A 24,267-nucleotide genomic window follows, 5' to 3' on the forward strand; every position below is an offset into this window, starting at 1 on the left:
AAAGTTTATTCTTCCATTAAACGGTCTATGTCTGCAATCAATTTTTCCACATCTTTTTGTTTGGTACCTTCATAGAGGCCGCGTATCTGACCGGTTTTATCCACCAGCGCAAACCATTGTGTATGCACAAAATCCTCTTCTCCAGTATATACACCGTCATCTACAAGGTAGCCTTGTCTGGCTAACCGGTACAACTGCTTTTTATCGCCGGTAAGGAACCACCAGTTTTTCTCATCGGCACCGTGTTTGGCAGCATAAGCTTTTAAAACAGGTACACTGTCGTGGTCCGGATCTACGGTATGCGACAGGATCAGGAAGTTAGGTTTATCTTTATATTTTGCGTACACCTTATCCATATTGGCATTCATCTTCGGACAAATACCGGTGCAGGTGGTGAAAAAGAATTCAGATACATAAATCTTCCCTGCTACATCCGCTTTCGCTTTGGTGTTGCCGTTCTGATCTGTAAAAGAAAACCCAGGTACAGTATGGCCGGGAGCTCCAAGGATCGGTAACTTTTCTTTTCCAACAAAGGAACCTGTTTGCCCTTTAATCACGTAGGCGGAGTAAGCGAGGAATCCCACGCTCAATATCACAAAAAATGCGGTCAGTATAATTGCTTTCTTCGACATAGGTATAATACCAGTTTTATTCGATATACAAAGGTAGTACATAGTTGACAGATGCCCAGCAATGTAGTTGTTGTCTGTCTTTTTTAACACGAATGCAATGTTTTACAATTAACAAAATAAATTATCTGATTAATTGGTTAAATTTAATTTGCAACATTGTTGCAAATTTATGTAGTTTTGTTGGCATAGAAAAACGGGGACATGGAAAGTAACATTTTAAAGCGGATGAGCCTGGATACCGTAGGTATCGGGGCCTCTCTGGCCTGTGCAGTGCATTGTGCCTTATTACCTTTGCTGATCACGGTGCTCCCTTTGCTGGGAACACATATTTTGGAGAACGAAAGTTTGGAATACGGGCTGCTGGTATTCTCTTTTGGTATAGGTAGCCTGGCGCTGGGACGTGGCTATTTCAGGCATCACCGCCGGATAACTCCCCTGCTGATATTCACCGCCGGGTTTGCATTACTGCTGGCAGGCCATTTCGGTGTAGCGGGTGGTTATTGGGAACCTGCTATTATTTTCCTGGGTGCAGCCGGCGTCACCAGCGCACATTTATTGAACCTGCGCCGCTGTAAGGAATGTACAGTACCTAAGCATACACATCCCGGAACAGACAGGTAACTATTCATCCAGAACATCCACCTACTAACAATAACGGATATACGTTTTTATATAAAAAAACCTGCTGTCGTCGATATCGGCTAAGACAATAATACCTCACATATGGAAAAACTACCTGTTACGGTGCTGAGTGGCTTCCTCGGCGCGGGAAAGACTACTTTGCTTAATCACGTACTGCATAACCGTGAAAATTTACGTGTAGCCGTTATCGTGAATGATATGAGCGAAGTAAACATCGATGCACAATTAGTGAGAAATGAAAACTCCCTGCACAAAACAGAGGAACGATTAGTGGAGATGAGCAATGGCTGTATTTGTTGCACCCTGAGAGAAGACCTGTTGAAAGAAGTGGCTCTGCTGGCGAAAGAACAGCGCTTCGATTACCTGCTGATAGAATCTACCGGCATATCGGAACCCATACCAGTAGCACAAACTTTTTGCTACCAGGATCCCACCAATAATATTGACCTGACCACCGTCAGCAAACTGGATACCATGGTAACCGTAGTAGACGCGTTCAATTTCATGAATGACTATAGCAGTGTGGAACAACTACAGGAAAGAGGCCTCACAGAAGATATGGCTGATCAGCGTACCATCGTAAACCTGCTAACAGACCAGGTAGAATTTGCCAACGTGATTGTGTTGAATAAATGCGACCTGGTAAGCAAGGAACAACTGGGAAGCCTTAAAGCTATGCTGCGTAAACTCAATGCACAGGCAAAGATTATTGAAACAGTAGAAGGACAGGTACCTTTGAAAGAAATCCTCCACACCGGGTTGTTTGACTTTGACACTACCTCGCAAAGTGCCGGCTGGCAGGCAGAACTGGCGCAGGAACATATTCCTGAAACATTGGAGTACGGCATATCTTCTTTCGTGTATAGAAGCCGCAAACCTTTTCATCCGGAACGATTCTGGGAATACATTGATGAACGCTGGCCCGGTAATATCATACGCAGTAAAGGATTGTTTTGGTTAGCATCCCGTCCGGATATTGCCATCAACTGGAGCCAGGCAGGAGGATCACTCCGTGCAGAGAAAGCGGGCTACTGGTGGTGCGCCATTCCCCGCCAACAATGGAACCTGGATCCTGAAACAGCGGCACTCATCATAAATCGGTGGGATCCTCATTTTGCAGATCGCTATAATGAACTGGTCATTATTGGCCAGGACCTTGCCGAACAAGATATTATCCGCGACCTGGATGGTTGTTTGTGTACTACTGCAGAGATTAACCTCCTGAATAGTACCTATGTTTTTAAAGATCCTTTTCCTAATATTTAGTCTAGCCTAAAAATTAATTTAGACAAGTGTTAAAATAGAATATAGTTTTGTTGAGCATAACAGCTCGGAAGTGTGCTTTATTGTTACTATCCAGAAAGCCCGTACTGTATTAAACCTACATTTCAAACACGCATGAAACATTTATCTACATTACTATTTTTACTATTTATCACTATCCTTACCTACGCACAGCAAGGCAGCCTGAAAGGAGTTGTTACTAATAAGGATCGCAGGCCGGTGCAATTTGCTACGATTGCCATAAAAACGTTGCACACAGGAGCTACCGCAGATCAACAGGGTATTTTCAATATTAAGAACATTCCTCCCGGCAGTTACGATATCAGCATTTCTATGATAGGTTATCAACCGGTGGTGCGACGGGAAGTAATTGCCGCCGGGAAAACCACCAGCATTAACATCTCCCTGGAAGAAGATTTATCAAAACTCAATGAAGTAGTGGTAACGGGTGTTTCCCGCGCTACCGCCGTTCGCAAAAATCCTATACCCATTGCCGTTATAGGAAAAAGAGAGATGAATATGAATGTGAATAATAATCTCATTGATGCTATCGTCAAAGGTATACCAGGTGTAAGCGCCGTAACTACCGGACCTAATATTTCCAAACCATTCATTCGCGGCCTGGGCTACAATCGCGTACTCACGCTGTTTGACGGCGTACGACAGGAAGGACAACAATGGGGCGATGAACATGGCATTGAAATAGATCAATATGGCGTTTCCCGGGCAGAAGTAGTGAAAGGCCCTGCGAGCCTTACCTATGGCTCAGATGCGCTGGCTGGCGTTATAAACATGATTCCGGATATCCCGGAATTAACTCCCGGAAAATTGCATGGCAGCTTCCTGACAGACTACCACAGCAATAACGGTATGGTAGGTACTTCCATTGGCCTGGCATATGGTAGTAACGACTGGAAATATGTGTTTCGGGCTACTGCAAAAGCAGCACATAATTATCAGAATAAAATTGATGGATATGTATATGGCACCGCCTTCAAAGAATACAATCTAACAGCATTGGCCCGTGTTGATAAAGCCTGGGGATATTCACAGTTTGGCGCCACTCTGTACGATAATACCCAGGAAATACCGGATGGCAGCAGAGATTCCCTTACACGTAAGTTTACCAAACAGGTAAAGGAAGATGATGACATCAGGGATCGTCCATTGGTGACAGATCAGGAACTACGTTCTTACACCATTAATCCTTTGCATCAGCATATACAACATTACCGGATGTACAACCGTACCAAATGGAATATTGGCAATGGTGATATCAATGCTATGCTGGGGTTACAACAAAGTATACGACGGGAATTTAATCACCCGGAAATGCCGGCACAGCCAGGGTTGTACGTGGTGCTCAATACATTGAATTATGATGTTCGCTATAATTTGCCGGAGATGAATGGCGTAGAAACAACTATCGGCGTTAACGGGATGTATCAATCCAATAAAAGCAGGAATGGTACGGACTTTCCTATTCCAGATTATCGGCTTTTTGATATAGGTGGATTTGTTTTTGCGAAGAAGTCGTTCGGTAAAGTAGACGTATCAGGGGGCGTACGCTACGATAGCCGGAGCATTCGCTGGAACGACTTTTATGTAGGACCCAATAAGCATAATGATTTTGAGCAGCATGTATTGCTGCCTGATACAGCCGGTGCCCGTTTACAGTTTCCCCAGTTTAAGCATAATTATACAGGAGTATCCGGTAGTGTGGGCGCTACCTGGAATATCAGTGAGCGCATATTGGTAAAGGCTAATATTGCCCGGGGCTACCGTGCGCCTAATATTACAGAGATTGGCTCCAACGGGTTAGATCCGGGCGCACATATTGTATACCTCGGTAACCGCAGCTTTAAACCAGAGTTTAGCTTACAGGAAGATATCGGTATACAGGCGTGGTTGCCTGACATGGATATCAGTGTAGAACTGTTCAACAATAGTATCGACAATTATATTTATCAGGCAAAACTATATGACGACAACGGTAACCCGGTAGTAATTGTGGCGGGTAATGCTACCTATCGCTATCAGCAATCAGCCGCAAGGTTATATGGTGCAGAGGTCAGCGTGAATCTTCATCCACGGGCCCTCCGCTGGCTAACCATGAATAACAGTATTGCCTGTACGCAGGGACGTAATCGTAATAAGGAACTGATTGATAAGCATGGGGATGAAGCGCGCTATCTTCCGTTTATACCGCCTACGCATATACGTAGTGAACTGAGGGCTACCACCCAACAAACGCATGCGTGTTTTTCCAAATCATACATACGCCTGGAAGCAGATGTGATGGCAGACCAGCCACATTTTTACGGGGTGGATAATACGGAAACATTTACGCCGGGATATACCCTGATTAATGTGGGCGCCGGTACTGGTATTACAAATAAGAAGGGCAACACCGTTTGCGAAGTATTTCTGCAACTGGATAACGTATGGAATATTGCTTACCAGGCAAATATGAACCGGTTGAAATATTTTGAGTATTACAGCTCCTCCCCTAACGGGCATCTGGGGATTTACAATATGGGAAGAAATTTCAGTGCAAAAGTAATCGTGCCATTTTAGTACACTTCTTACCAGAGCTTGAGTCCCATTTTTATACCGATCTGCAGGCTGGGCAATATACTTACCATTCTGCCATCGTTGAGACTTAAGGTATTGTCATCAAAATGATAGGTTTTGTAATGATAAATTTTGCTGCGAATGCCCAGACCGATAAATGGGTCCAGGATGAAGCGGTCTTTTTTGAACTGACGGCCTATCAGTAATTGTAATCCAACTACACTTTTATCACCGGAGTCGGTATAGGTGTTATTTTGGAAAGTATTCGCCATGTTAGGGTAGAAAACTTTCTTGAAAAAGATCACAGGTTCAAAGTAGGTGCCTGCTGCTCTGGCAGGCGCCATATCCCTGGATATGAGATAGAGGCGTCCACCCACACGGAAGCCCAGCCCGCGGCCGTCTACAAATTGTTCTGTGCTGATGTCTGGTTTTTTTTGTCCGAAGTCAATTTTTTTGGCCAGCACGTAATCGGGATAATCTGTATAAATGCCACTGATACCGAGTTCGAGACTAAAGTTATCAGATAACTCCTGTTCAAGGTAAATGTCCAGCTCATTAATCAGTGTAGCCGGGTTCACCTTTAGATAAGTATTTCTGCTCCCTCGTTTGGGTGCATCCTGTGCAAAAGATGCCAGGGCGAGCGAACAGGATAACCATAGTAATAGCAGTGTCTTTTTCATACAGTTGTAAGGGTTAGACTGGCTTTTAGATCTGGTAAGTCAGGCTTAAAGAGCGGACAATAATCGTTCCACAATTACCGGAAACCATTGATGCTCCAAGGCTTGGACCTTTTGTGCAACGGTGATCGGTGTGTCTTCCGGCGTGATGATACAACGTTCCTGCAGGATCGTTTCACCGTCGTCGTACTTCTCGTTTACGTAGTGGATCGTAATACCACTTTCTTTTTCACCAGCAGCAATCACCGCTTCATGTACAAAGTGACCGTACATACCTTTACCTCCAAACTTAGGCAGCAATGCCGGATGTATATTAATGATCCTGTTAGGGAAGGCTTGTACCAGGTTGGCGGGAATTTTCCATAAGAAGCCGGCCAATACCACAAGATCAATCTGTTGTTCCTTTAACAGCAATATATATTTATCTGAATGGAAGAAGGGTTCCTTTTCTATCAGGATAGTGGCAATACCTTCGCGTGCTGCAATTTGTAAAACGCCAGCTCCTGCTTTGTTGCATACAATGAGGGAAACCCTGCCTTTGTCTGAACCTCTGAAATGATCTATAATTTTCTGCGCGTTGCTACCTGCACCCGAAGCGAATATGGCGATATTTTTCAACTAAGTCTGTTTTAAAGGTGTAAAATTACGAATTCGGAATTACGATTCCGGATTTGTGGGTAAATAGATACACCCATCGCTTTTCTGTTCATTATATATATGATATCGCCGTTCCCGGTTACTTAAGATACTCACCGCATCCCTGGTAGGTTTTATCTTTTATTTGTACCTGTACCGTGTTAGGGCGCATGAGTCCACTCATATCATCAGTACACATGGTGTTGCGTATGCTCACGGTGATGCCCGGGGTGGTGTATACTTTCAGGGTATCGGTATTGGGACGGGCGGGAGGCAGCACAGCTATAGTACTGTCGCCATTCATGGCATGGAAGCTGATTTTTTTGTTATCAAGGTCCAGGGTCCAGCCGGGTTCATTACCGTTGGCGGTAAACCGGATACCGGATTTATGTTTGCCGGCCAGGATGTCCCGGCGATCGCCTCCTTCTACGGGCTTTAATATGTAGTTACTGGCAAGAACGCCTTCGATGCGTTTTCCTTTGGTGTCAAGTTGAAGGAGGTTGCCTTCAGCGGCAAGAAAGGAGGAGCTGTCTGTTTTTTTCCGGATGACCACCGTGGAGTCGGAAGTTTGCTGCCAGGTACCTGTTTCTACGGAGGCTATTCCCTGTCCTCGTCCCTGGTAGGCGACCAGTTCACTGAAGGTATGGTCGTTGTACAGGCTGATCTGGTAATCCATGCCGGGGCAGTCTGCACAAGGGAGGGTACCCTGGTAGGTACCGGTAATACGTGTCGCAACTACGGATGGTGTAGTGGTGTTTTGTAAAGTGCTGTCTGTCTGATGAGCAGGGTGATTATTATTACAAGCCGCCATGGTAGCGATCAAAGCAGCGAGGATAACGTATTTTTTCATGGGAACGTTTTTTTGGTACAGATTGAACATTCTGGTTCGCTGACAGGTTATTAAGGTAAAAATAACAACTCTCATAGAAAATAATTGCGCTGACAGATAATATATTATATTGTGTAAGGAAGGATATAGGGGACCACTATCTGATTTTCATCTGCAATCTATTATAATTATATCCCCGCAAACCTTGCCCCACGTTATGATGTAGACGAGCCTCCACAGAGGAAAAGAACTTTCAATCAAAATAATAAGTTTTGAAAGATATAAAGGGTGATTTGTTCAAATAGGCCAGCAGCAAGACTTACAGCTCAATAATTACTCAAAAAACGGGTAAAAAAAGCCCTGCTATAAGACAATAAATTTTTTTAATTGTTGGTAAATTGTCAACATTCTGTCTTATTTTTGCTGGCACTTTTAAGAAACTTTAGGTCAAATCTAAACTATATAGGCTGTGTATCGTCGTGTTTCCATTCTTTTGCGCAAGCATTTTGTGAGTGTGCTTATTCTATGCGCTAGTATAGTAATTCCGTTTTCTTCCGTTAAGGCTGCTGCGGATCCAGCGAAGGGTAAAGCATTATTCCAAACCAATTGCGCGTCCTGCCATAATGTCCACAAAAAGCTGACAGGTCCTGCATTAGCAGGCGTAGAGGGTCGCTGGGCTGATAAGAAATTATTGCACCAGTGGATCCATAACTCTGCTTCAGTCCTGGCTACAGGGGACAAATACGCCAATGATCTCTTTAATGAGTTCAACAAGACACAGATGACTTCATTTCCTCAGTTATCAAACGAGGACATTGACGACATCCTGGCTTATGTGAAAGTTACAGAGACGCAACCAGTAGCTGGTGCTGCCAAGCCAGGTGATGAAACTGCCGGCGCAACAGAAAAAGGCAATGACAACAGTTTACTGTTCGGTATCATTACCCTGATTCTCGCGGTAGTAGCGCTGATCCTGATGCAGATCAACAGCAACCTGAATAAGCTGGCTGGTGATAAAGAAGGCGTACCTACTCCGGAACCTGTTCCATTCTACAAGAACAAAGCTTACCTGGCACTGATTATCCTCGTGCTCTTCATGGTTGGTGGTTACTTCACCATCCAGGGTGCTATCGGTTTGGGCCGTCAGAAAGACTACATGCCGGAACAACCGATCTTCTACAGCCACAAAGTACACGCCGGTATTAACCAGATCAACTGCTTATACTGCCACGCTGGTGCTGAGAAAAGTAAGCATGCTATGATTCCTTCTGAAAACATCTGTATGAACTGTCACAAGGCCATTAAGGAATACTCCGGTCCTGAGCTGACTAACGCAGAAGGCAAGAAAATCAATGGTACTGCCGAAATCGCGAAATTATACGATTACGTAGGCTGGGATCCTGAAGCTGGTAAATATACTAAGCCAGGCCGTCCTATCGAATGGACCAAAATCCACAACCTGCCTGACCACGTTTACTTTAACCACTCTCAACACGTGGTGGCTGGTCAACAACAATGTCAAACCTGCCACGGAGCCATCACAGAAATGGACGAAGTACACCAGTTTGCTGACCTCTCTATGGGATGGTGCATCAACTGTCACCGTACTACGAAAGTGCAGTTCGCTGACAATAACTATTACAGCATCTTCGAAAAGCTTCATCAGGATATTAAAGATAAGAAGATCGATAGCGTAACAGTTGAAATGGTAGGTGGTACTGAATGTCAAAAATGTCACTACTAGGATGGATTTAGAGAGATTTCTCTCAGATCAGAAGATATCAAATTTATAAACGTAACTCGTTAATATAACATGGAGCAAAAAAAGTATTGGAAAGGCTTGGAGGAGTTGCACAATACCGATGCGCATCAGGAAATTGTGAAGAACGAATTCAGTGAAGAACTGCCGTTCGAGAGTGAAGGCCTGTTGAATGCTACTACCCCGCGCAGGGATTTTCTTAAATATCTTGGTTTTACCACTGCTGCTGCCGCTATCGCTGCCAGCTGTGAAACACCGGTTAAGAAAGCAATTCCGTATGTAAACAAACCGGAAGAAATCACCCCCGGCGTAGCCAATTATTATGCTTCTTCTTATTCAATTGATGGCGAATATGTACCTGTAGTGGTGAAAACCCGCGAAGGTCGTCCTATCAAACTGGAAGGAAATACTTTATCAGCTGTCACCCAGGGGGCTACTTCGGCTAAAGTACAAGGCGCAGTATTGAGCCTGTATGATACCGCTCGTCTCCGTTTCCCATCTATCGCTGGTTCGGAAACTACCTGGGCAGAACTGGATAAACAAGTAGGTGCAGCACTGGCCGGTTTAGGCGGTGCTCCTGTTGTTTTATTAAGTACTACTTTACTCAGCCCGTCTACTAAAAAAGTAATCGGCGAGTTCCTGGGCAAATATCCAAACTCCCGCCATGTAGTATACGATGCGGTTTCTTACGCTGGTATGCTGCAGGCTAACGAAGCTTCCTACGGAAAAAGAGTGATCCCTTCTTACCACTTCGAAAATGCGAAAGTGATTGTGAGTTTGGCAGCCGACTTCCTCGGAACCTGGTTAAACCCGGTTGAATACGCCCGCCAGTTTGCACAAACACGTAAGATCAATGCTCAGAAACCGGAAATGTCCAAACACTTCCAGTTCGAAAGCACGATGAGCCTTACCGGTGCAAATGCGGATGAAAGATATACACACAAGCCTTCTGAAAGCGGCGCTATTGCGCTGGCACTGCTGGCAGCTGTAGGTGGTAGCGTAACTGCTCCGGCTATTGCCAGCGAACGTGTAAAAGCAGGTATTCAGAAAGCAGCAAAAGCACTGAAAGAAAGTAACGGTAAAGCCCTGGTGGTGAGCGGTTCTAACGATGTGAATGTACAGATCATCGTCAACGCTATCAACAACATCATCGGCGCTAACGGTAACACCATCGATTTCGCTTCTCCATCTAACTACCGTCAGGGTAATGATGCGGAAATGGCGAAACTGGTAAGCGATATGAACGCAGGCAGCATCGGTGCGGTACTGGTTTATGGCGCTAACCCTGCTTACGATTACTTCGATGCGAAGAAATTTACAGACGGTCTGGCTAAAGTGAAAGTGGCTGTTTCCTTCAACGAAAGAAACGACGAAACCACTGAACTGTGTAAATACCAGGCTCCTGATCATCACTTCCTGGAAGCATGGAACGATGCGGAAGGTAGAGCAGGTCACTACAGCTTCGGACAACCGACTATCCTGCCGCTGTTTAAAACACGTGCGGTACAGGATACCCTCCTGACCTGGACTGGTAACACTACTACCTGGGCAGATTATCTGAAAAATGAATGGATCACTAAACTGGGTGGCCAGGAAGGTTGGGACAAAGCACTGCAGGACGGTGTTGTTGAACCAGCTACTGCTCCAGCTTTAGGTGGTGCCACTTTCTCCGGCGATATCGCTGGTGCTGCTGCTAAAATCAACAGCGCGAAGAAAGGTGGTCAATATGAATTAGTACTCTACGAAAAAGTAGCTATCGGTAGCGGTAAACTCGCTAACAACCCATGGTTACAGGAAATGCCGGATCCAATCACCCGCGCTACCTGGGGTAACTACGCTTGTATCTCCAACAAGCTCGCTAAAACTTTCTCTACTCAGTTAGGTGACGATTACGAAATCAACGCAGAAAAGAAAGTACTGAAAATTAAATCCAACGGTAAAGAAGTCGAACTGCCAATGCTGATTGTTCCGGGTATGCACCCAGAAGTAATCGCGATAGCAGTAGGTTACGGTCGTGGTGAAAAAGTAGGTAGGGCAGCTGGTGGTATCGGTGTAAACGCTTATCCTTTCGTAAGCTTCAACGGTCAAACTTTCGACTACTTCACTACTGAAGCCAGTGTGGAAGCTACCGGTAAGAAAGAAATTGTTGCTTTAACACAAACACATAATAGCTACGAAGGTCGTCCTATCGTGAAGGAAACTACCCTGGAAGAGTTTATCCACAATCCTAAAGAGGTAAACGAAGACAGGCTGGAACTGAAGAAATTTGGTCCTGACTTCCGTAAAGACGCTACCCTGTATCCTAACTATAGCTACCCTGGTATCAAATGGGGTATGTCTATCGACCTGAACACCTGCTTTGGTTGTGGTGCTTGTACCATTGCCTGCCAGGCGGAAAACAACGTATCTGTTGTAGGTCGTGAAGAAGTGGCGAAAGCACACGAAATGCACTGGATCCGTATTGACCGTTACTTCAGCGGTGATGAGGAAAATCCGGAAGTAGTGTTCCAGCCAATGCTCTGCCAGCACTGCGATAACGCGCCTTGCGAAAACGTTTGCCCGGTAGGTGCTACCAACCATAGCTCTGAAGGTATTAACCAGATGGCTTACAACCGTTGTATCGGTACCCGTTACTGCGCTAACAACTGTCCTTACAAAGTACGTCGCCTCAACTGGAGAGACTGGAACGGTGCGGACAGCTTCGAAAATAACCTCTACGATGTGGCTGATATGAACGATAACCTCACCCGCATGGTACTGAACCCAGATGTTGTGGTTCGTAGCCGTGGTGTGATGGAAAAATGTTCCTTCTGCGTACAACGTCTGCAGGAAGCGAAACTGGATGCGAAGAAAGCCGGTCACCCATTGAAAGATGGTGCTGCTAAAACTGCCTGCCAGCAAGCATGTGGCGCTGATGCGATCGTATTCGGTAACATCAACGATAAAAACAGCGAAATCTATAAGATCCGCAACGAGATGCAAACAGACAGGTTATACTATGTGTTGGAAGAAACACACGTACTGCCTTCTATCAGCTACCTGGCTAAGATCAGAAACAAGGATGCCGAACCTAAAGCAGAAAAGAAAGAATCTGCTCACAAGGAAGAAGCGCATCATGCGTAAGATCTTAACGGAAATCGTTAGGAGATAAAGACAGAAAGAAGTTACAGAATCTGAGATCATAACAAAAGACAAGGGCTAGTAGCTAGAAGCTAGCAGCTAAAAGCTTATAGAATATGCATTTAAAATACGAATCCACACTGAGAGAACCTTTGGTAGACGGGGTTAAGGATTATCACCAGGTAACGGAAGATATCATTAGTCCCATTGAAGGGAAGCCTGGAAAACTGTGGTATGTAGGCTTTTTTATATCCCTGACACTGTTGGGCTTCGGCGCATTTTCAGTGTTTTGGCAGATCTATTTCGGTGTCGGAGTATGGAATCTGAATAAAACCATCGGTTGGGGTTGGGATATCACCAACTTCGTATGGTGGGTTGGTATCGGTCACGCCGGTACCCTGATTTCCGCTATCCTCCTCCTGTTCCGTCAGGGTTGGCGTACAGGGGTAAACCGTGCAGCAGAAGCGATGACCATCTTCGCGGTAATGTGCGCCGGTCAGTTCCCGATCATTCACATGGGTCGTGTATGGATGGCATTCTTCATCCTGCCTTACCCAAATACCCGTGGTCCGGTATGGGTTAACTTTAACTCTCCCCTCCTCTGGGACGTATTCGCGATCTCTACTTACTTTACCGTATCACTGTTGTTCTGGTACTCTGGTTTATTACCGGATTTCGCTACCGTTCGCGACAGAGCTAAAACCAAACTGCGTAAACTGTTATATGGTGTAGCTGCATTCGGTTGGACAGGTTCTACCAAACACTGGCAACGTCATGAAGCGCTGTCATTGGTACTGGCAGGTTTGTCTACTCCACTGGTATTGTCTGTACACACGATCGTATCTTTTGACTTTGCTACCTCTGTAATTCCTGGTTGGCATACTACCATCTTCCCTCCCTACTTCGTAGCGGGTGCGATCTTCTCCGGATTTGCGATGGTACAAACACTGTTGATCATTACACGTAAAATATTACACCTGGAAGAATACATTACCCTGGGCCACATGGAAGCCATGAACAAGGTAATTGTATTAACCGGTTCCGTAGTAGGTTGCGCTTACCTGACTGAGTTATTCATGGCATGGTATGGTGCTAACCCTTACGAATTTGCTACTTTCTTCAAATACCGTGCTGCTGGTCCGCTGGGTTGGTCTTACTGGATCATGATGACCTGTAACGTAATCACTCCGCAGGTGTTCTGGTTCCGTAAAATGAGAAGAAACATCGCAGTAACTTTCGCTATGTCTATCGTAGTAAACATCGGTATGTGGTTCGAGCGTTTCGTAATCATCTGTACTTCCCTGTATCGTGATTACCTGCCATCCAGCTGGGCTTACTATCGTCCATCCTGGCCTGAAGTAGGTTTCTACATGGGTACATTTGGTCTGTTCTTCACCTGCTATTTCCTCTTTGCTAAATACTTCCCGGTAATCGCGGTAGCTGAAATCAAGTCTATCCTGAAAACTTCCGGTGAAAACTTCAAAGAGAAAATGGAAGTATACGAAGAAGAAAGCGCTGAGAAATTTGCACACGATGTAGCTCACGCTCACTAATAGACGAATCAAGAGAATTTATTACCTGGAATTTGAATTTTTAAATATATGGCTGTTAAAAAATTTGTAGTAGGCTTGTTTGACGATGAGGCAGTGTTGTTTCCGGCAGTAAAGAAAGTACGCACTGCAGGTTACAAATTGCACGATGTATACACACCTTTTCCTGTTCACGGCCTCGATCATGCAATGGGTTTAAGGGAAACCAGTTTGCACACAGCCGGTTTCATATATGGTATCACTGGTACTACTACAGCATTATCCTTCATGAGCTGGGTATTTAATGTAGACTGGCCGCTGAACATTGGTGGTAAACCACATTTCCCATTACCTGCGTTCATTCCTATTACTTTTGAGCTGACCGTATTATTTGCGGCAGTAGGTATGGTGATGACTTTCTGCTATCTCTGCCAGTTAATGCCTGGTGTGAAGAAACATATCTTCCATCCACGTCAGACAGACGATAAGTTTGTAATGGTGATAGAGTTGACAGAGAAAACCAACGCAGAAGAAGTGAAAAGCTTCCTCGCCGCTGCAGGTGCACAGGATATCAATGAGCAAAAAGCTGAAGCAGGATGGTGGTTCGGAAGATATGATAAGGACGATGAGCCTTATCTGCGTAAGATTCAGACCGCAAACGCTTAATTATAATAACAGCTAAAACATACCGTTGCGACATTAGGATTTGAGCAAGCAAGAACTAATGAAAGCTAGATAAATAATTTCTGATGAAAAGGACTTCCAACATATTGATTGTAGCCGCATTGGCAACTGGAGCTTTCCTGGCAGCCTGTAACAGAGGGGAGCATAACAGAAAGCCCGGCAGGATTTATATGCCAGACATGTATGAATCCCGTGCGTATGAATTTTATAGTGCTCGTTTGTCAGGCCTGAAGCCAGTGGAAGGAACAGTAAAAAGAGGTGAACTTTTGCCATACCATCTGAAAGAATCAGATACGGCACTGGCTAATCTGGTAAAAAATCCATTAACTATTACGCCAACTGATCTGAAAGAAGGCGAACGTTTATTTAATATCTACTGCGGTATCTGCCATGGTACAGCTTTAGATGGTAATGGACCACTCTATAAAGATGGTACCGGACCTTTTTCTGCAGCTCCTGCCAACCTGGTAGCTGGTGCAAAATCCGGTTACACCGAAGGCCGCCTGTTTCACGTAATGACTTATGGTTATAACATGATGGGTAGCTACGCCAGCCAGCTCGACAGAGAACAACGCTGGAAGATCGCAGCTTATATCAAGAGCAAACAGCCAGGTGCTGCCGCCTTGGCCTCCGCTGCTCCTGCTAAGGATAGCGCAACTGCAGCTAAATAATTGAGAGTAAACTGAATTTCAATCAAGTATTTTAATATACAGTAATGAAAGACCAATTTGTAGTACCGGCAAGATTAAAAAAGACCAGCTTCGTGTTAATGGGCGTAGGCTTGCTGACGTTATTGATCGGATTAATTGCGTTTCACGGTGAGACACGGTTTTGGGCCGGTCTGTTGCAAAACAGCAGCTTCTTTTTGCTGATTACATTGGCAAGCACCTTCTTTATCGCTGCAACTACCCTGGCACATGGTGGCTGGCAGATCGCTTTCCGCCGTGTGCCTGAAGCTATTTCAATGGCAGTGCCAGTATTGGCTGCCATCTTATTTGTAATCGTGATGATCCTCGTTTTCGGAGGGAAAGACGATATCTACCACTGGGTGAACGCTCACCACGTGGCAGAAGACAAAATCCTTACCTGGAAATCTGCTTTCCTGAACAAAGGATTCTTTACCATCGCTACTATCCTCACACTGGGTCTCTGGGTATTCTTTACCCTGAAACTCCGTAAAATGTCTATCGAAGAAGATGGATGGGATCTGCGCCCTGAAACTGGTCGTAAATTGCTCTGGAGAAATACCGTTGTATGCGGTGGCTTCCTGGTAGTTTTCACCCTGAGCGTTGGTTCTACCACTCCATGGATATGGTTAATGAGCATCGATGCACACTGGTTCTCTACCATGTACAGCTGGTACACTTTCGCCAGCACCTGGGTATCTGGTCTGTCTCTGATCGCACTCTTCGTAGTATATCTCAAGAAACACGGTTATCTCTCTTATGTAACTGAAGAACACCTGCACGATCTGGGTAAATTCATGTTTGCATTCAGCATCTTCTGGACTTACCTCTGGTTCTCCCAATACATGCTGATCTGGTACGCCAACATGCCGGAAGAAACCGAATACTTCCAACCACGTGTTTGGGGCCAGTGGAGACCAATTTTCTTCCTGAACCTCCTGATCAACTTCGTAACACCATTGCTGTTCCTGATGAAAAGGGACACCAAACGTAATTATACCGCCATCGTATTCATCGCTATCGTGATCATCTTCGGTCACTGGCTGGATTTCTGGCAAATGGTTTACCCAGGCACTGTTAAAACCCTGGTATTCCCTTGGTATGAATTCGGACTCGGACTTGGTTTCGTGGGACTGATTATTTTCCTGGTATCTAATCAACTGACTAAAGCAGCATTAGTTCCTAAAAATCATCCTTACCTGAAAGAAAGTATCATTCATCACACCTAATCGGTGATCAAGGAGAATAGGCAATAGAAAAGCATTAGATAACTTAATTATTTCATATAGCAATGTCAGGATTTTTAGCAGTCTTAGTTGTTGTTCTCATATTCATAGTCATCTTCCAGATTGCGAAGGCGAGCGAATATGTGTCCATATTGAAGGGAGAAAAGAAAGCGCGCGAGCAGAGCAACCGTATAAATGGTTTCATGCTGATTGCATTCCTGGTGCTGGGGCTTATAGGCGTGTACTGGTGTAATAATTTGCTGAAAGGCAAAATCCTGGGTGAATCTGCTTCAGAACAGGGCGAAGGGGTAGATACCCTCATTTACGTAACACTGGCCATTACAGGCGTAGTGTTTGTGCTTACCCAGATCGCATTATTCTGGTTTGCATTTAAATACCAGGAAAAAGAAGGTCGTAAAGCATTTTACTTCCCACATAACAATAAACTAGAAGTGATCTGGACAGTTATTCCAGCTATCGCTTTAACCATACTGGTAGCTTTCGGTCTGAAACATTGGTTCCAACTGACTTCTGATGCGCCAAAAGATGCAGCAGTAGTAGAAGTAACCGGTAAACAGTTCAACTGGATCTTCCGTTACCCAGGTAAAGATGGTCAGCTCGGTCGTCGCGACTTTAAAGCCATCGATCCTTCTGCCGGTAACGAATTAGGTCTGGACTGGAACGATCCGCTGAATAAAGACGATTTCATGCCTACCGAACTGCACCTTGTAGTAGGTAAGCCGGTTAAATTCATCATTGGTTCCCGCGATGTTATCCATGACGTAGGTTTACCTCACTTCCGTCTGAAAATGGATGCGGTACCTGGTATTCCTACTACCCTCTGGTTTACACCTAAGTATACTACCAAGCAAATGCAGGAGAAAACAGGCAACCCTGATTTCACTTTCGAAATTTCCTGCGATCAGATGTGCGGTAGCGGTCACTACTCCATGAGAGGTGTGATTGTAGTGGAAACTCAGGCGGAATATGATGCCTGGGTAGCCAAACAAAAATCTACCTACGAGTTAACACATGCAGCACCTGCTCCGGCAGCCCCTGCCGCAGACAGCACACAAAAAGTAATAGCTGCTAAGTAAGCTGTAAATTTGTGTAGAAGAATTTTTGACGGAGTACAATTAAAAACAATAAAGACGAACTGACAAACGACGATACTTCCCGGGCGTTAGTTTATAATAAACCGAACCGATTATGAGTAACGAAGCAACATTGCACAGTCAACAGGAGGTAATGCACGGAGCGCATGATCATCATGATCATGAGCACCATCATGAAGACAGTTTCATTTCGAAATATGTGTTCAGCATGGATCATAAAATGATCGCCAAACAATTCCTGATTACTGGTATCGTTTGGGCTATCATTGGTGCCTTCTTCTCTGTTCTGTTCCGTTTGCAACTTGGTTTTCCCGATGCAACTTTCCCATGGCTGGAAAGCATCCTGGGTCATTGGGCTAAAGGTGGCCGTATTTCTGCGGAAGCTTACTATGCATTGGTAACAATGCACGGTACCATCCTGGTATTCTTTGTATTAACTGCCGGTTTGAGCGGTACCTTCTCTAACCTGTTAATTCCTTTACAGGTAGGTGCGCGTGACATGGCCTCTCCTTTCATGAACTGCCTGAGCTATTGGTTTTTCTTCCTGGCCAGCCTGGTAATGATGGCTTCCCTGTTTGTTCAAACAGGTCCTGCTTCCGGAGGATGGACAATGTACCCACCACTGAGTGCGTTGGGTGATGCTTCTATCGGTTCAAAAATAGGTGTGGATTTATGGTTAACCAGTATGGCACTGTTTGTTGTTTCTCAGCTGCTGGGTGGTTTGAACTACATCTCTACACTGTTGAATATGCGTACCAAAGGCATGGCAATGACTAAAATGCCTTTGACTATCTGGTCTTTCTTCTTTACTGCTGTATTAGGCGTATTGTCTTTCCCTGTATTGCTGTCAGGTTTCATCCTGCTGCTGATGGATCGTCACGCTGGTACCAGCTTCTACCTGTCTGATATCTTTATCGCTGGTAAAGCTTTGGCAAATGAAGGTGGTAGCGCTATTCTCTATCAACACTTATTCTGGTTCTTAGGTCACCCTGAGGTATATATCATCATCCTCCCTGCAATGGGTATGGTATCTGAAGTATTAGCGGTTAGCTCACGCAAACCTATCTTCGGTTACCTGGCGATGATCGGTTCCCTGTTCGCTATCTGTATCCTGGCCTTCCTGGTTTGGGCGCACCATATGTTCGTAACAGGTCTGAATCCATTCCTCGGTGCGTTCTTCGTACTCTTAACCTTACTGATTGCGGTACCATCTGCGATTAAAGTATTTAACTGGATCACTACGATCTGGAAGGGTAATATCAACTTTACACCTGCTTCCCTGTTCTCTATCGGTTTCGTGAGCACTTTCATCTCCGGTGGTTTAACAGGTATCTGGTTAGGTAACTCTTCTATCGATATTCACCTGCATGATACCATGTTCGTAATCGCTCACTTCCACATTGTAATGGGTGTATCTGCGTTCTTCGGTATGTTTGCCGGTATCTATCACTGGTTCCCTAAGATGTATGGCCGCTTCATGAATTCTACGATCGGTTATATCCACTTCTGGGTAACAATGATTGGTGCTTACCTGATCTTCTGGCCAATGCACTACGAAGGTATGGCGGGTATGCCGAGAAGATATTATGATGTATCCGGCTGGGCTTCCTTCAAACAATTCGGTGGCCTGAACGAATTCATCACTATCGTGGTAATCCTGGTATTTGCGGTACAACTGCTGTTCGTATTCAACTTCTTCTACAGCATTTTCAAAGGTAGAAAGATGACTACGCAGAATCCATGGAACGCAACTACCCTGGAATGGACTACTCCTATTCACGCTGGTCACGGTAACTGGCCTGGTGAAATTCCTGAGGTATATCGTTGGGCTTATGATTATAGCAAGGATGGAAGAGATTTCATTCCGCAAACAGAGCCTATTGGTCCTAATGAATCAGCGCACTAAAATATAGTTCGGAATTCCGGCAGGAAGAAACTCCCCCAAGGAAAATCTTCCTCCCGGAATTTTGTTCACTGTGATGTTTGTAAATTTGTTCCGGACTTAAACCCGGAATGTGGCTAGAAAAAAAATGTTGCAAGAAAACTCCATAAAATTGTCGTCATCGTATGCGGTAGCCAGTAAAGCGAAAGATTACTCTCAGCTGATGAAGTTTAATCTCACCTTTATGGTGGTATTTTCGTCTGTAGTGGGTTATCTGTTGGTGCCTGGTGTGGAGTTTAACTTAATAAAAGTTCTTTTATTATTTGCCGGTGGCTTGCTGGTTTCCGGAGCAGCAAATACCATCAACCAGATATGGGAGAAGAATACAGACAAGCTAATGGCGCGTACCGCTGTTCGTCCTCTGCCCTCCGGGCGGATGCAGAATGGTGAAGCAATAGCGCTGGCAGTGATTACTGGTGTGGCAGGTATCCTGATTATGGGATTTTGCTTTAACTGGTTAGCTGCTTCCCTAAGCCTGCTTTCCCTGGTATTGTACGGTTTCGTATATACACCCTGGAAAAAATGGAATTCACTGGCCGTATTGGTAGGTGCTATTCCTGGCGCAATGCCTCCGTTGATCGGTTGGGCAGCTGGCGCCAATAACCTGGCAGAAGGCGGCTGGTCTTTATTTGCTATCCAGTTTCTGTGGCAATTCCCGCACTTCTGGGCTATTGCCTGGATTGCGTATAAAGATTATGCGAACGCAGGCTTCAAACTACTCCCTGGCAGTGGAGAACCCAACAAGTACACCGCCTTACAGGCTGCTATGTACACTTTGTTGCTGATTCCTGCCGGTGTAGCACCTTACCTCCTGAAAATCACTGGCAGTATCTCTGCAATAGTGGCTATCCTGGCAGGTGTTTTCTTCCTCTACAGAGCTATTAACCTGTACAGGAAAAATGAAGTATCCGCAGCGCGTAAGCTCATGTTCGGATCTTATATTTATCTGACTATCGTTCAGTTAGCACAGCTGCTGGACAAAGCATAAAATGAAAAGAGGAGTGATGGATACTATGACATTAGAACAACGTAAGAAAATACATCCGCATAAATATTCCCTATGGATTGCTATGGGGAGCATTACCATGATGTTTATCGGGTTTACCAGTGCTTACATTGTTAAAAGATCACAGGCAAATTGGCTGGCATTTGAATTGCCCCACATTTTCTGGTTATCCACTGCCGTAATTTTAACAAGTAGCTTAACGATTCACCTGGCTTTGAAGCAATTTAAAGAAAGGAATATGCAACGTTACAAACAACTTATTACCCTTACTGCAATACTGGGTGTAGTGTTTGCCGCCTGCCAATGGATTGGTTTTTCTCAGATGAAAAATATGGGACTGCCCCTAAATGGGCCGGTTTCCGCTTCTTTTATTTATGTAATCGTAGGCGTGCACATGCTGCACGTGTTGGGTGGTGTTACCGCACTACTCATTATGTTCGGCAGGGCCTACAGAACCCGTGTACGTACCTATAGCCCGGTACCCATCGAAGTGGCCGCTACTTACTGGCATTTCGTGGATGTATTGTGGATTTACCTGTTAATTTTTTTAAGTATCGCCAGATAAACTTTGTAAAATTTTATAAAACTAACAATGGATACAGCAGTTACAGCGAAGAAAAAATGGTGGGCAGGAGGATATTCTCCCTTTAATGTGAGCTATGGCAAGTTGATGATGTGGTATTTCCTGATGTCAGATGCGTTCACTTTCGGCGCATTACTGATAGCATATGGTACCATCCGGTTTTCCAGCACATCCTGGCCTGATCCGAATGAAGTGTTCAAATCATTCCCTGGCATGGGCCACGCCGAATTGCCGTTAATGTTTGTGAGCTTAATGACCTTCATTCTCATCATGAGTTCTGTAACCATGGTACTGGCTGTACATGCTGGTCACATGAGAGATAGAAAAGCAGTGGCTAAATGGCTGACCTGGACCATCGTAGGTGGTATCGCCTTCCTGAGCTGTCAGGCATGGGAGTGGACACACCTCTATCACGAAGGTGCCTGGTGGGGTCGTAACCCATTCATTAACGTGGATGGTACACAAGCTTCTACCAACTTTACCAACTTCTTCTTTACCATCACCGGTTTCCACGGCTTGCACGTAACTTCCGGCGTTGTGTTGAATATCGTTATCCTCGCAAACGTACTGAAAGGTACTTACGATCAGAGAGGTCACTATGAAATGGTGGAAAAAGTAGGACTGTACTGGCACTTTGTAGACCTGGTTTGGGTATTCGTATTCACCTGCTTCTACCTGCTCTGATCCTGGACAGGTAGCGTTATACAAGGTTTGTCACAATTATTGAATCTGAATTTTACGAATTTTTAATTTAAAGAATAATGGAGCATACACATACTGCGGCAGGGCATGAAAGTGCACATACTGATTCATCTACCAAATCAATCTGGAGAACATTCTGGATCCTGTTGTGTATCACATTGGTGGAAGTAGGTCTGGCATTCTTACACCTGGAATACGGTTTTCTGCCAAGAGTGTTACTGAACGCAATATTTATTGGTCTTACACTGGTGAAAGCTTTCTATATCGTAGCGGAGTTCATGCACTTAGGTCACGAAATCAAGAACCTGATCATGACCGTCTTAGTTCCTTTACTGTTATTCGTTTGGTTCATCATCGCTTTCCTTTACGAAGGTGATTCCTGGAAGAACATGCGGAAAGACCTGAAACCAGGTACTCCCATTGAAACACCAAAGGTTGGACCAGTTGAAAAACACCCATAATTTTCATTCGTACTAAATTATCAGGATCATCACTCGCAGGGCTTTATTAGGAGTTTCACTGGCTATATTGGTGCCGCTTTTGGGTTATCTCATTGTAGATCACTATGGGAAAAATGTGATACCAGTACCCGGTTACTTCATCCCGGAAAGAGTAGATACGGTTACGGAAAATGGTAAAGTATCGTACGATACTGTTTTTCATAAAATCAGGGACTTCAGCCTCACCAACCAATTGGGTCAACAGGTAAGTCTGAAAGACATGGAAGGAAAAGTAATACTCGTTGATTTCTTTTTTACCTCCTGCCCTAGTATCTGTCCTACACTCACAAAGAATCTGAAAAAGATACAGAGTGCCTACGTAAAGAATGACTCTTTATTGCAGATACTCTCTTTTTCTGTAGATCCGGAGAGAGATACAGTAGAAAAATTGCGTAAATACGCATACGACTACCAGATCAATCCCGATAACTGGTGGTTACTCACCGGTAGTAAAAAGGAAATCTACGACCTCGCCCGAAACGAATTTTTCGTTTCCGTTACAAAAGGTGATGGCGGTCCGGATGATTTTATACATACAGAGAAATTAGTGTTGATTGATAAAAACGGAAACATCAGGGGATACTACAATGGCCTCGATTCTAATGCTGTAAAACGTTGCGCTGGAGATATCTCCATATTGCATCTGGCAAAGGAAAGACATCGACCTGGCTTTGGCGCCTTCCTCAAGAAATTGTTCTCCGGAGAAAAGTAATAAATCATTTATTTGAAAGGGTGAATAAGGAAAGGGTGTTCACCTTACCTTATTCACCTTTATATTTTAGCAAACATGGAACTTAAAAATAAAAATCTCAATACGCCTATTACTATTGTATCTATTGCAATTCCGGCGTTAGTGGCGTTATTGTTCTTCTTACCCAAACCAGAAATGCATCCCGGGTTTGATGTAAAAATACTGCCCCTGTTCCATGCTATTCTGAATACAGCTACGGCAGTGCTTCTGCTGGCCAGTTTGTATTTCATTAAAAATGGTCATGTAAAAGCACATAAAACTACCAACCTGGTAGCAGTAGGGTTATCTGCTATATTCCTGTTATCTTATGTTACCTACCATGCACTGGCGCCGGAAACGCGTTTTGGTGACCTGGATCACAATGGTGTGGTGGATGCTGCCGAAAAAGCAATGCTGGGAGGAATACGCTATATTTATTATTTCTTGTTGCTGACACATATCGTATTGGCAGGTATTATTGTTCCCCTGGTATTGTTTACACTGTTACGCGGCTTCCAGAATGACATTCCCCGTCACCGTAAAATAGCCCGTATTACCTGGCCTATCTGGTTTTATGTGGCGGTAACGGGTGTGATCGTATATATCATGATTTCCCCCTACTACCATTGATACATTTAATAGATTTTTTTGGGTGAGATGGCCTAATTTTGTGGAATCAAATGAGTAATACTATGAAGAAGGCAGCTTTGTTTTTGCTGACAGGTGTTTTAATAGTGATGAGTGGGTCAGTAATGGCGCAGTGTTCCCTGTGTACTAAAACAGCGCAACAATTGGGAGAAGGCCCGGCAAAAGGGCTGAATAACGGAATCCTGATGCTGGCATTAACTCCATTGGCTATTATAGGTTTCCTCGCCTTCAGATGGTGGAGGAGCAACAAGGAAGCCTGATCAAAAATAACGACGAATAACCCAAAACTATGATTACCTACAGAAAGGCGGATATAACAGATATCCCGCAGTTGGTGCATTTGCGACTGCAGTTTCTGAAAGAAATTTACCCTAAAGCTGATGATTCTCAGGATGACGTATTAGAAACGCATCTTCGGGAGTATTTAACAGAACATCTTTCCAGGAATAACTTCGTGAACTGGTTTGCCGATATAGAAGGCAAGGTAGTGGCCAGCGCCGGCATAGTTTTTTATAACCAGCCACCGCTGTACCACAACCTGGAAGGCAAAGTAGCCTATATCCTGAATGTGTATACACTTCCTGCTTTCCGGCGTAAAGGCATCGCAAAAAATTTGCTGCAAAAACTACTAGATGAAGCAAAAGCGCGCAATACCGGTAAGGTAAGCTTACATACCAGTGATGATGGACGTTTATTATACGAGCAGTTTGGTTTTGTAGCCGGAGATAATGAGATGACCTGCCAGCTACCCCGTGTACAATAG

At 44.6% G+C, this 24,267-nt stretch carries 23 protein-coding genes; 19 read left to right on the forward strand and 4 right to left on the reverse strand.

All coding sequences use genetic code 11. The features are described from left to right. Nucleotides 1-5 precede the first annotated feature (5 nt). Nucleotides 6-632, reverse strand: coding sequence for an SCO family protein (locus AC5ZC7_RS30715; protein WP_496161550.1), 627 nt, complete (start codon nt 630-632; stop codon nt 6-8). Between the two features lie 201 nt (nt 633-833). On the opposite strand from AC5ZC7_RS30715, the gene AC5ZC7_RS30720 reads away from it, so the two are divergent. The 3 genes from AC5ZC7_RS30720 (at nt 834) to AC5ZC7_RS30730 (ending at nt 5,135) form a co-directional block, all read left to right on the forward strand. Beyond that, nucleotides 834-1,253: a MerC family mercury resistance protein gene (locus tag AC5ZC7_RS30720; RefSeq protein ID WP_496161549.1), complete on the forward strand. Its 420-nt coding sequence runs from the start codon at nt 834-836 to the stop codon at nt 1,251-1,253. Nucleotides 1,254-1,355: 102 nt separating this feature from the next. Continuing rightward, a complete protein-coding gene (locus tag AC5ZC7_RS30725) occupies nt 1,356-2,540 on the forward strand; it encodes a GTP-binding protein (RefSeq protein ID WP_496161548.1) in 1,185 nt (394 codons plus the stop codon). A gap of 132 nt (nt 2,541-2,672) precedes the next feature. Beyond that, entirely contained in the window at nt 2,673-5,135 is a 2,463-nt protein-coding gene (locus tag AC5ZC7_RS30730; RefSeq protein ID WP_496161547.1) for a TonB-dependent receptor domain-containing protein, read from the forward strand. An 8-nt stretch (nt 5,136-5,143) separates the two neighbouring features. Here the strand turns inward: AC5ZC7_RS30730 and AC5ZC7_RS30735 are convergent, their stop codons facing one another. From AC5ZC7_RS30735 to AC5ZC7_RS30745, 3 genes are all read right to left on the reverse strand, one after another. After that, entirely contained in the window at nt 5,144-5,812 is a 669-nt protein-coding gene (locus AC5ZC7_RS30735; RefSeq protein ID WP_496161546.1) for a hypothetical protein, read from the reverse strand. A 45-nt stretch (nt 5,813-5,857) separates the two neighbouring features. Continuing rightward, a complete protein-coding gene (purN, locus tag AC5ZC7_RS30740; RefSeq protein WP_496161545.1) occupies nt 5,858-6,427 on the reverse strand; it encodes a phosphoribosylglycinamide formyltransferase in 570 nt (189 codons plus the stop codon). Between the two features lie 118 nt (nt 6,428-6,545). Next, nucleotides 6,546-7,295 carry a copper resistance protein NlpE N-terminal domain-containing protein gene (locus AC5ZC7_RS30745; protein ID WP_496161544.1) on the reverse strand — a complete coding sequence of 250 codons (750 nt, stop codon included), beginning with the start codon at nt 7,293-7,295 and terminating at the stop codon, nt 6,546-6,548. 493 nt (nt 7,296-7,788) lie between these two features. Between AC5ZC7_RS30745 and AC5ZC7_RS30750 the strand changes: the two genes are divergently transcribed. From AC5ZC7_RS30750 to AC5ZC7_RS30825, 16 genes are all read left to right on the forward strand, one after another. Then, on the forward strand, nt 7,789-9,018 hold the full coding sequence (locus AC5ZC7_RS30750; RefSeq protein WP_511911614.1) for a c-type cytochrome: 1,230 nt from the start codon (nt 7,789-7,791) through the stop codon (nt 9,016-9,018). A gap of 69 nt (nt 9,019-9,087) precedes the next feature. Continuing rightward, nucleotides 9,088-12,156 (forward strand): TAT-variant-translocated molybdopterin oxidoreductase, encoded by a 3,069-nt coding sequence (locus tag AC5ZC7_RS30755; protein ID WP_496161543.1) that lies wholly within the window; start codon nt 9,088-9,090, stop codon nt 12,154-12,156. A gap of 113 nt (nt 12,157-12,269) precedes the next feature. Further along, nucleotides 12,270-13,706 (forward strand): NrfD/PsrC family molybdoenzyme membrane anchor subunit, encoded by a 1,437-nt coding sequence (gene nrfD, locus AC5ZC7_RS30760; RefSeq protein WP_496161542.1) that lies wholly within the window; start codon nt 12,270-12,272, stop codon nt 13,704-13,706. 48 nt (nt 13,707-13,754) lie between these two features. Beyond that, a complete protein-coding gene (locus AC5ZC7_RS30765; RefSeq protein WP_079471715.1) occupies nt 13,755-14,348 on the forward strand; it encodes a DUF3341 domain-containing protein in 594 nt (197 codons plus the stop codon). A gap of 83 nt (nt 14,349-14,431) precedes the next feature. Further along, entirely contained in the window at nt 14,432-15,037 is a 606-nt protein-coding gene (locus AC5ZC7_RS30770) for a c-type cytochrome (RefSeq protein ID WP_496161541.1), read from the forward strand. 44 nt (nt 15,038-15,081) lie between these two features. Further along, entirely contained in the window at nt 15,082-16,281 is a 1,200-nt protein-coding gene (locus tag AC5ZC7_RS30775) for a quinol:cytochrome C oxidoreductase (RefSeq protein ID WP_496161540.1), read from the forward strand. Between the two features lie 62 nt (nt 16,282-16,343). Continuing rightward, nucleotides 16,344-17,375: a cytochrome c oxidase subunit II transmembrane domain-containing protein gene (locus tag AC5ZC7_RS30780; RefSeq protein ID WP_496161539.1), complete on the forward strand. Its 1,032-nt coding sequence runs from the start codon at nt 16,344-16,346 to the stop codon at nt 17,373-17,375. 112 nt (nt 17,376-17,487) lie between these two features. Beyond that, nucleotides 17,488-19,299: a cytochrome c oxidase subunit I gene (locus AC5ZC7_RS30785; RefSeq protein WP_291919893.1), complete on the forward strand. Its 1,812-nt coding sequence runs from the start codon at nt 17,488-17,490 to the stop codon at nt 19,297-19,299. A 109-nt stretch (nt 19,300-19,408) separates the two neighbouring features. Then, the gene (gene cyoE, locus AC5ZC7_RS30790) at nt 19,409-20,323 is read left to right on the forward strand and encodes a heme o synthase (RefSeq protein ID WP_511911295.1); all 915 of its coding nucleotides are present in this window, start codon (nt 19,409-19,411) and stop codon (nt 20,321-20,323) included. A 1-nt stretch (nt 20,324) separates the two neighbouring features. After that, nucleotides 20,325-20,906, forward strand: coding sequence for a cytochrome c oxidase subunit 3 (locus tag AC5ZC7_RS30795; protein ID WP_496161537.1), 582 nt, complete (start codon nt 20,325-20,327; stop codon nt 20,904-20,906). A 27-nt stretch (nt 20,907-20,933) separates the two neighbouring features. Continuing rightward, nucleotides 20,934-21,608, forward strand: coding sequence for a cytochrome c oxidase subunit 3 (locus AC5ZC7_RS30800; protein ID WP_496161536.1), 675 nt, complete (start codon nt 20,934-20,936; stop codon nt 21,606-21,608). Between the two features lie 77 nt (nt 21,609-21,685). Beyond that, nucleotides 21,686-22,087, forward strand: a complete 402-nt coding sequence (locus tag AC5ZC7_RS30805) for a cytochrome C oxidase subunit IV family protein (RefSeq protein WP_496161535.1) — start codon at nt 21,686-21,688, stop codon at nt 22,085-22,087. Between the two features lie 79 nt (nt 22,088-22,166). Next, nucleotides 22,167-22,838, forward strand: a complete 672-nt coding sequence (locus AC5ZC7_RS30810) for an SCO family protein (protein WP_496161534.1) — start codon at nt 22,167-22,169, stop codon at nt 22,836-22,838. A gap of 75 nt (nt 22,839-22,913) precedes the next feature. Then, nucleotides 22,914-23,486, forward strand: coding sequence for a DUF420 domain-containing protein (locus tag AC5ZC7_RS30815; RefSeq protein ID WP_496161533.1), 573 nt, complete (start codon nt 22,914-22,916; stop codon nt 23,484-23,486). Between the two features lie 62 nt (nt 23,487-23,548). Then, nucleotides 23,549-23,764 carry a CAMCR motif-containing small membrane protein gene (locus tag AC5ZC7_RS30820; RefSeq protein WP_496161532.1) on the forward strand — a complete coding sequence of 72 codons (216 nt, stop codon included), beginning with the start codon at nt 23,549-23,551 and terminating at the stop codon, nt 23,762-23,764. Nucleotides 23,765-23,793: 29 nt separating this feature from the next. Continuing rightward, on the forward strand, nt 23,794-24,267 hold the full coding sequence (locus AC5ZC7_RS30825) for a GNAT family N-acetyltransferase (protein ID WP_496161531.1): 474 nt from the start codon (nt 23,794-23,796) through the stop codon (nt 24,265-24,267).

The sequence above is a fragment of the Chitinophaga sp. 9-1-y genome (assembly GCF_059511905.2).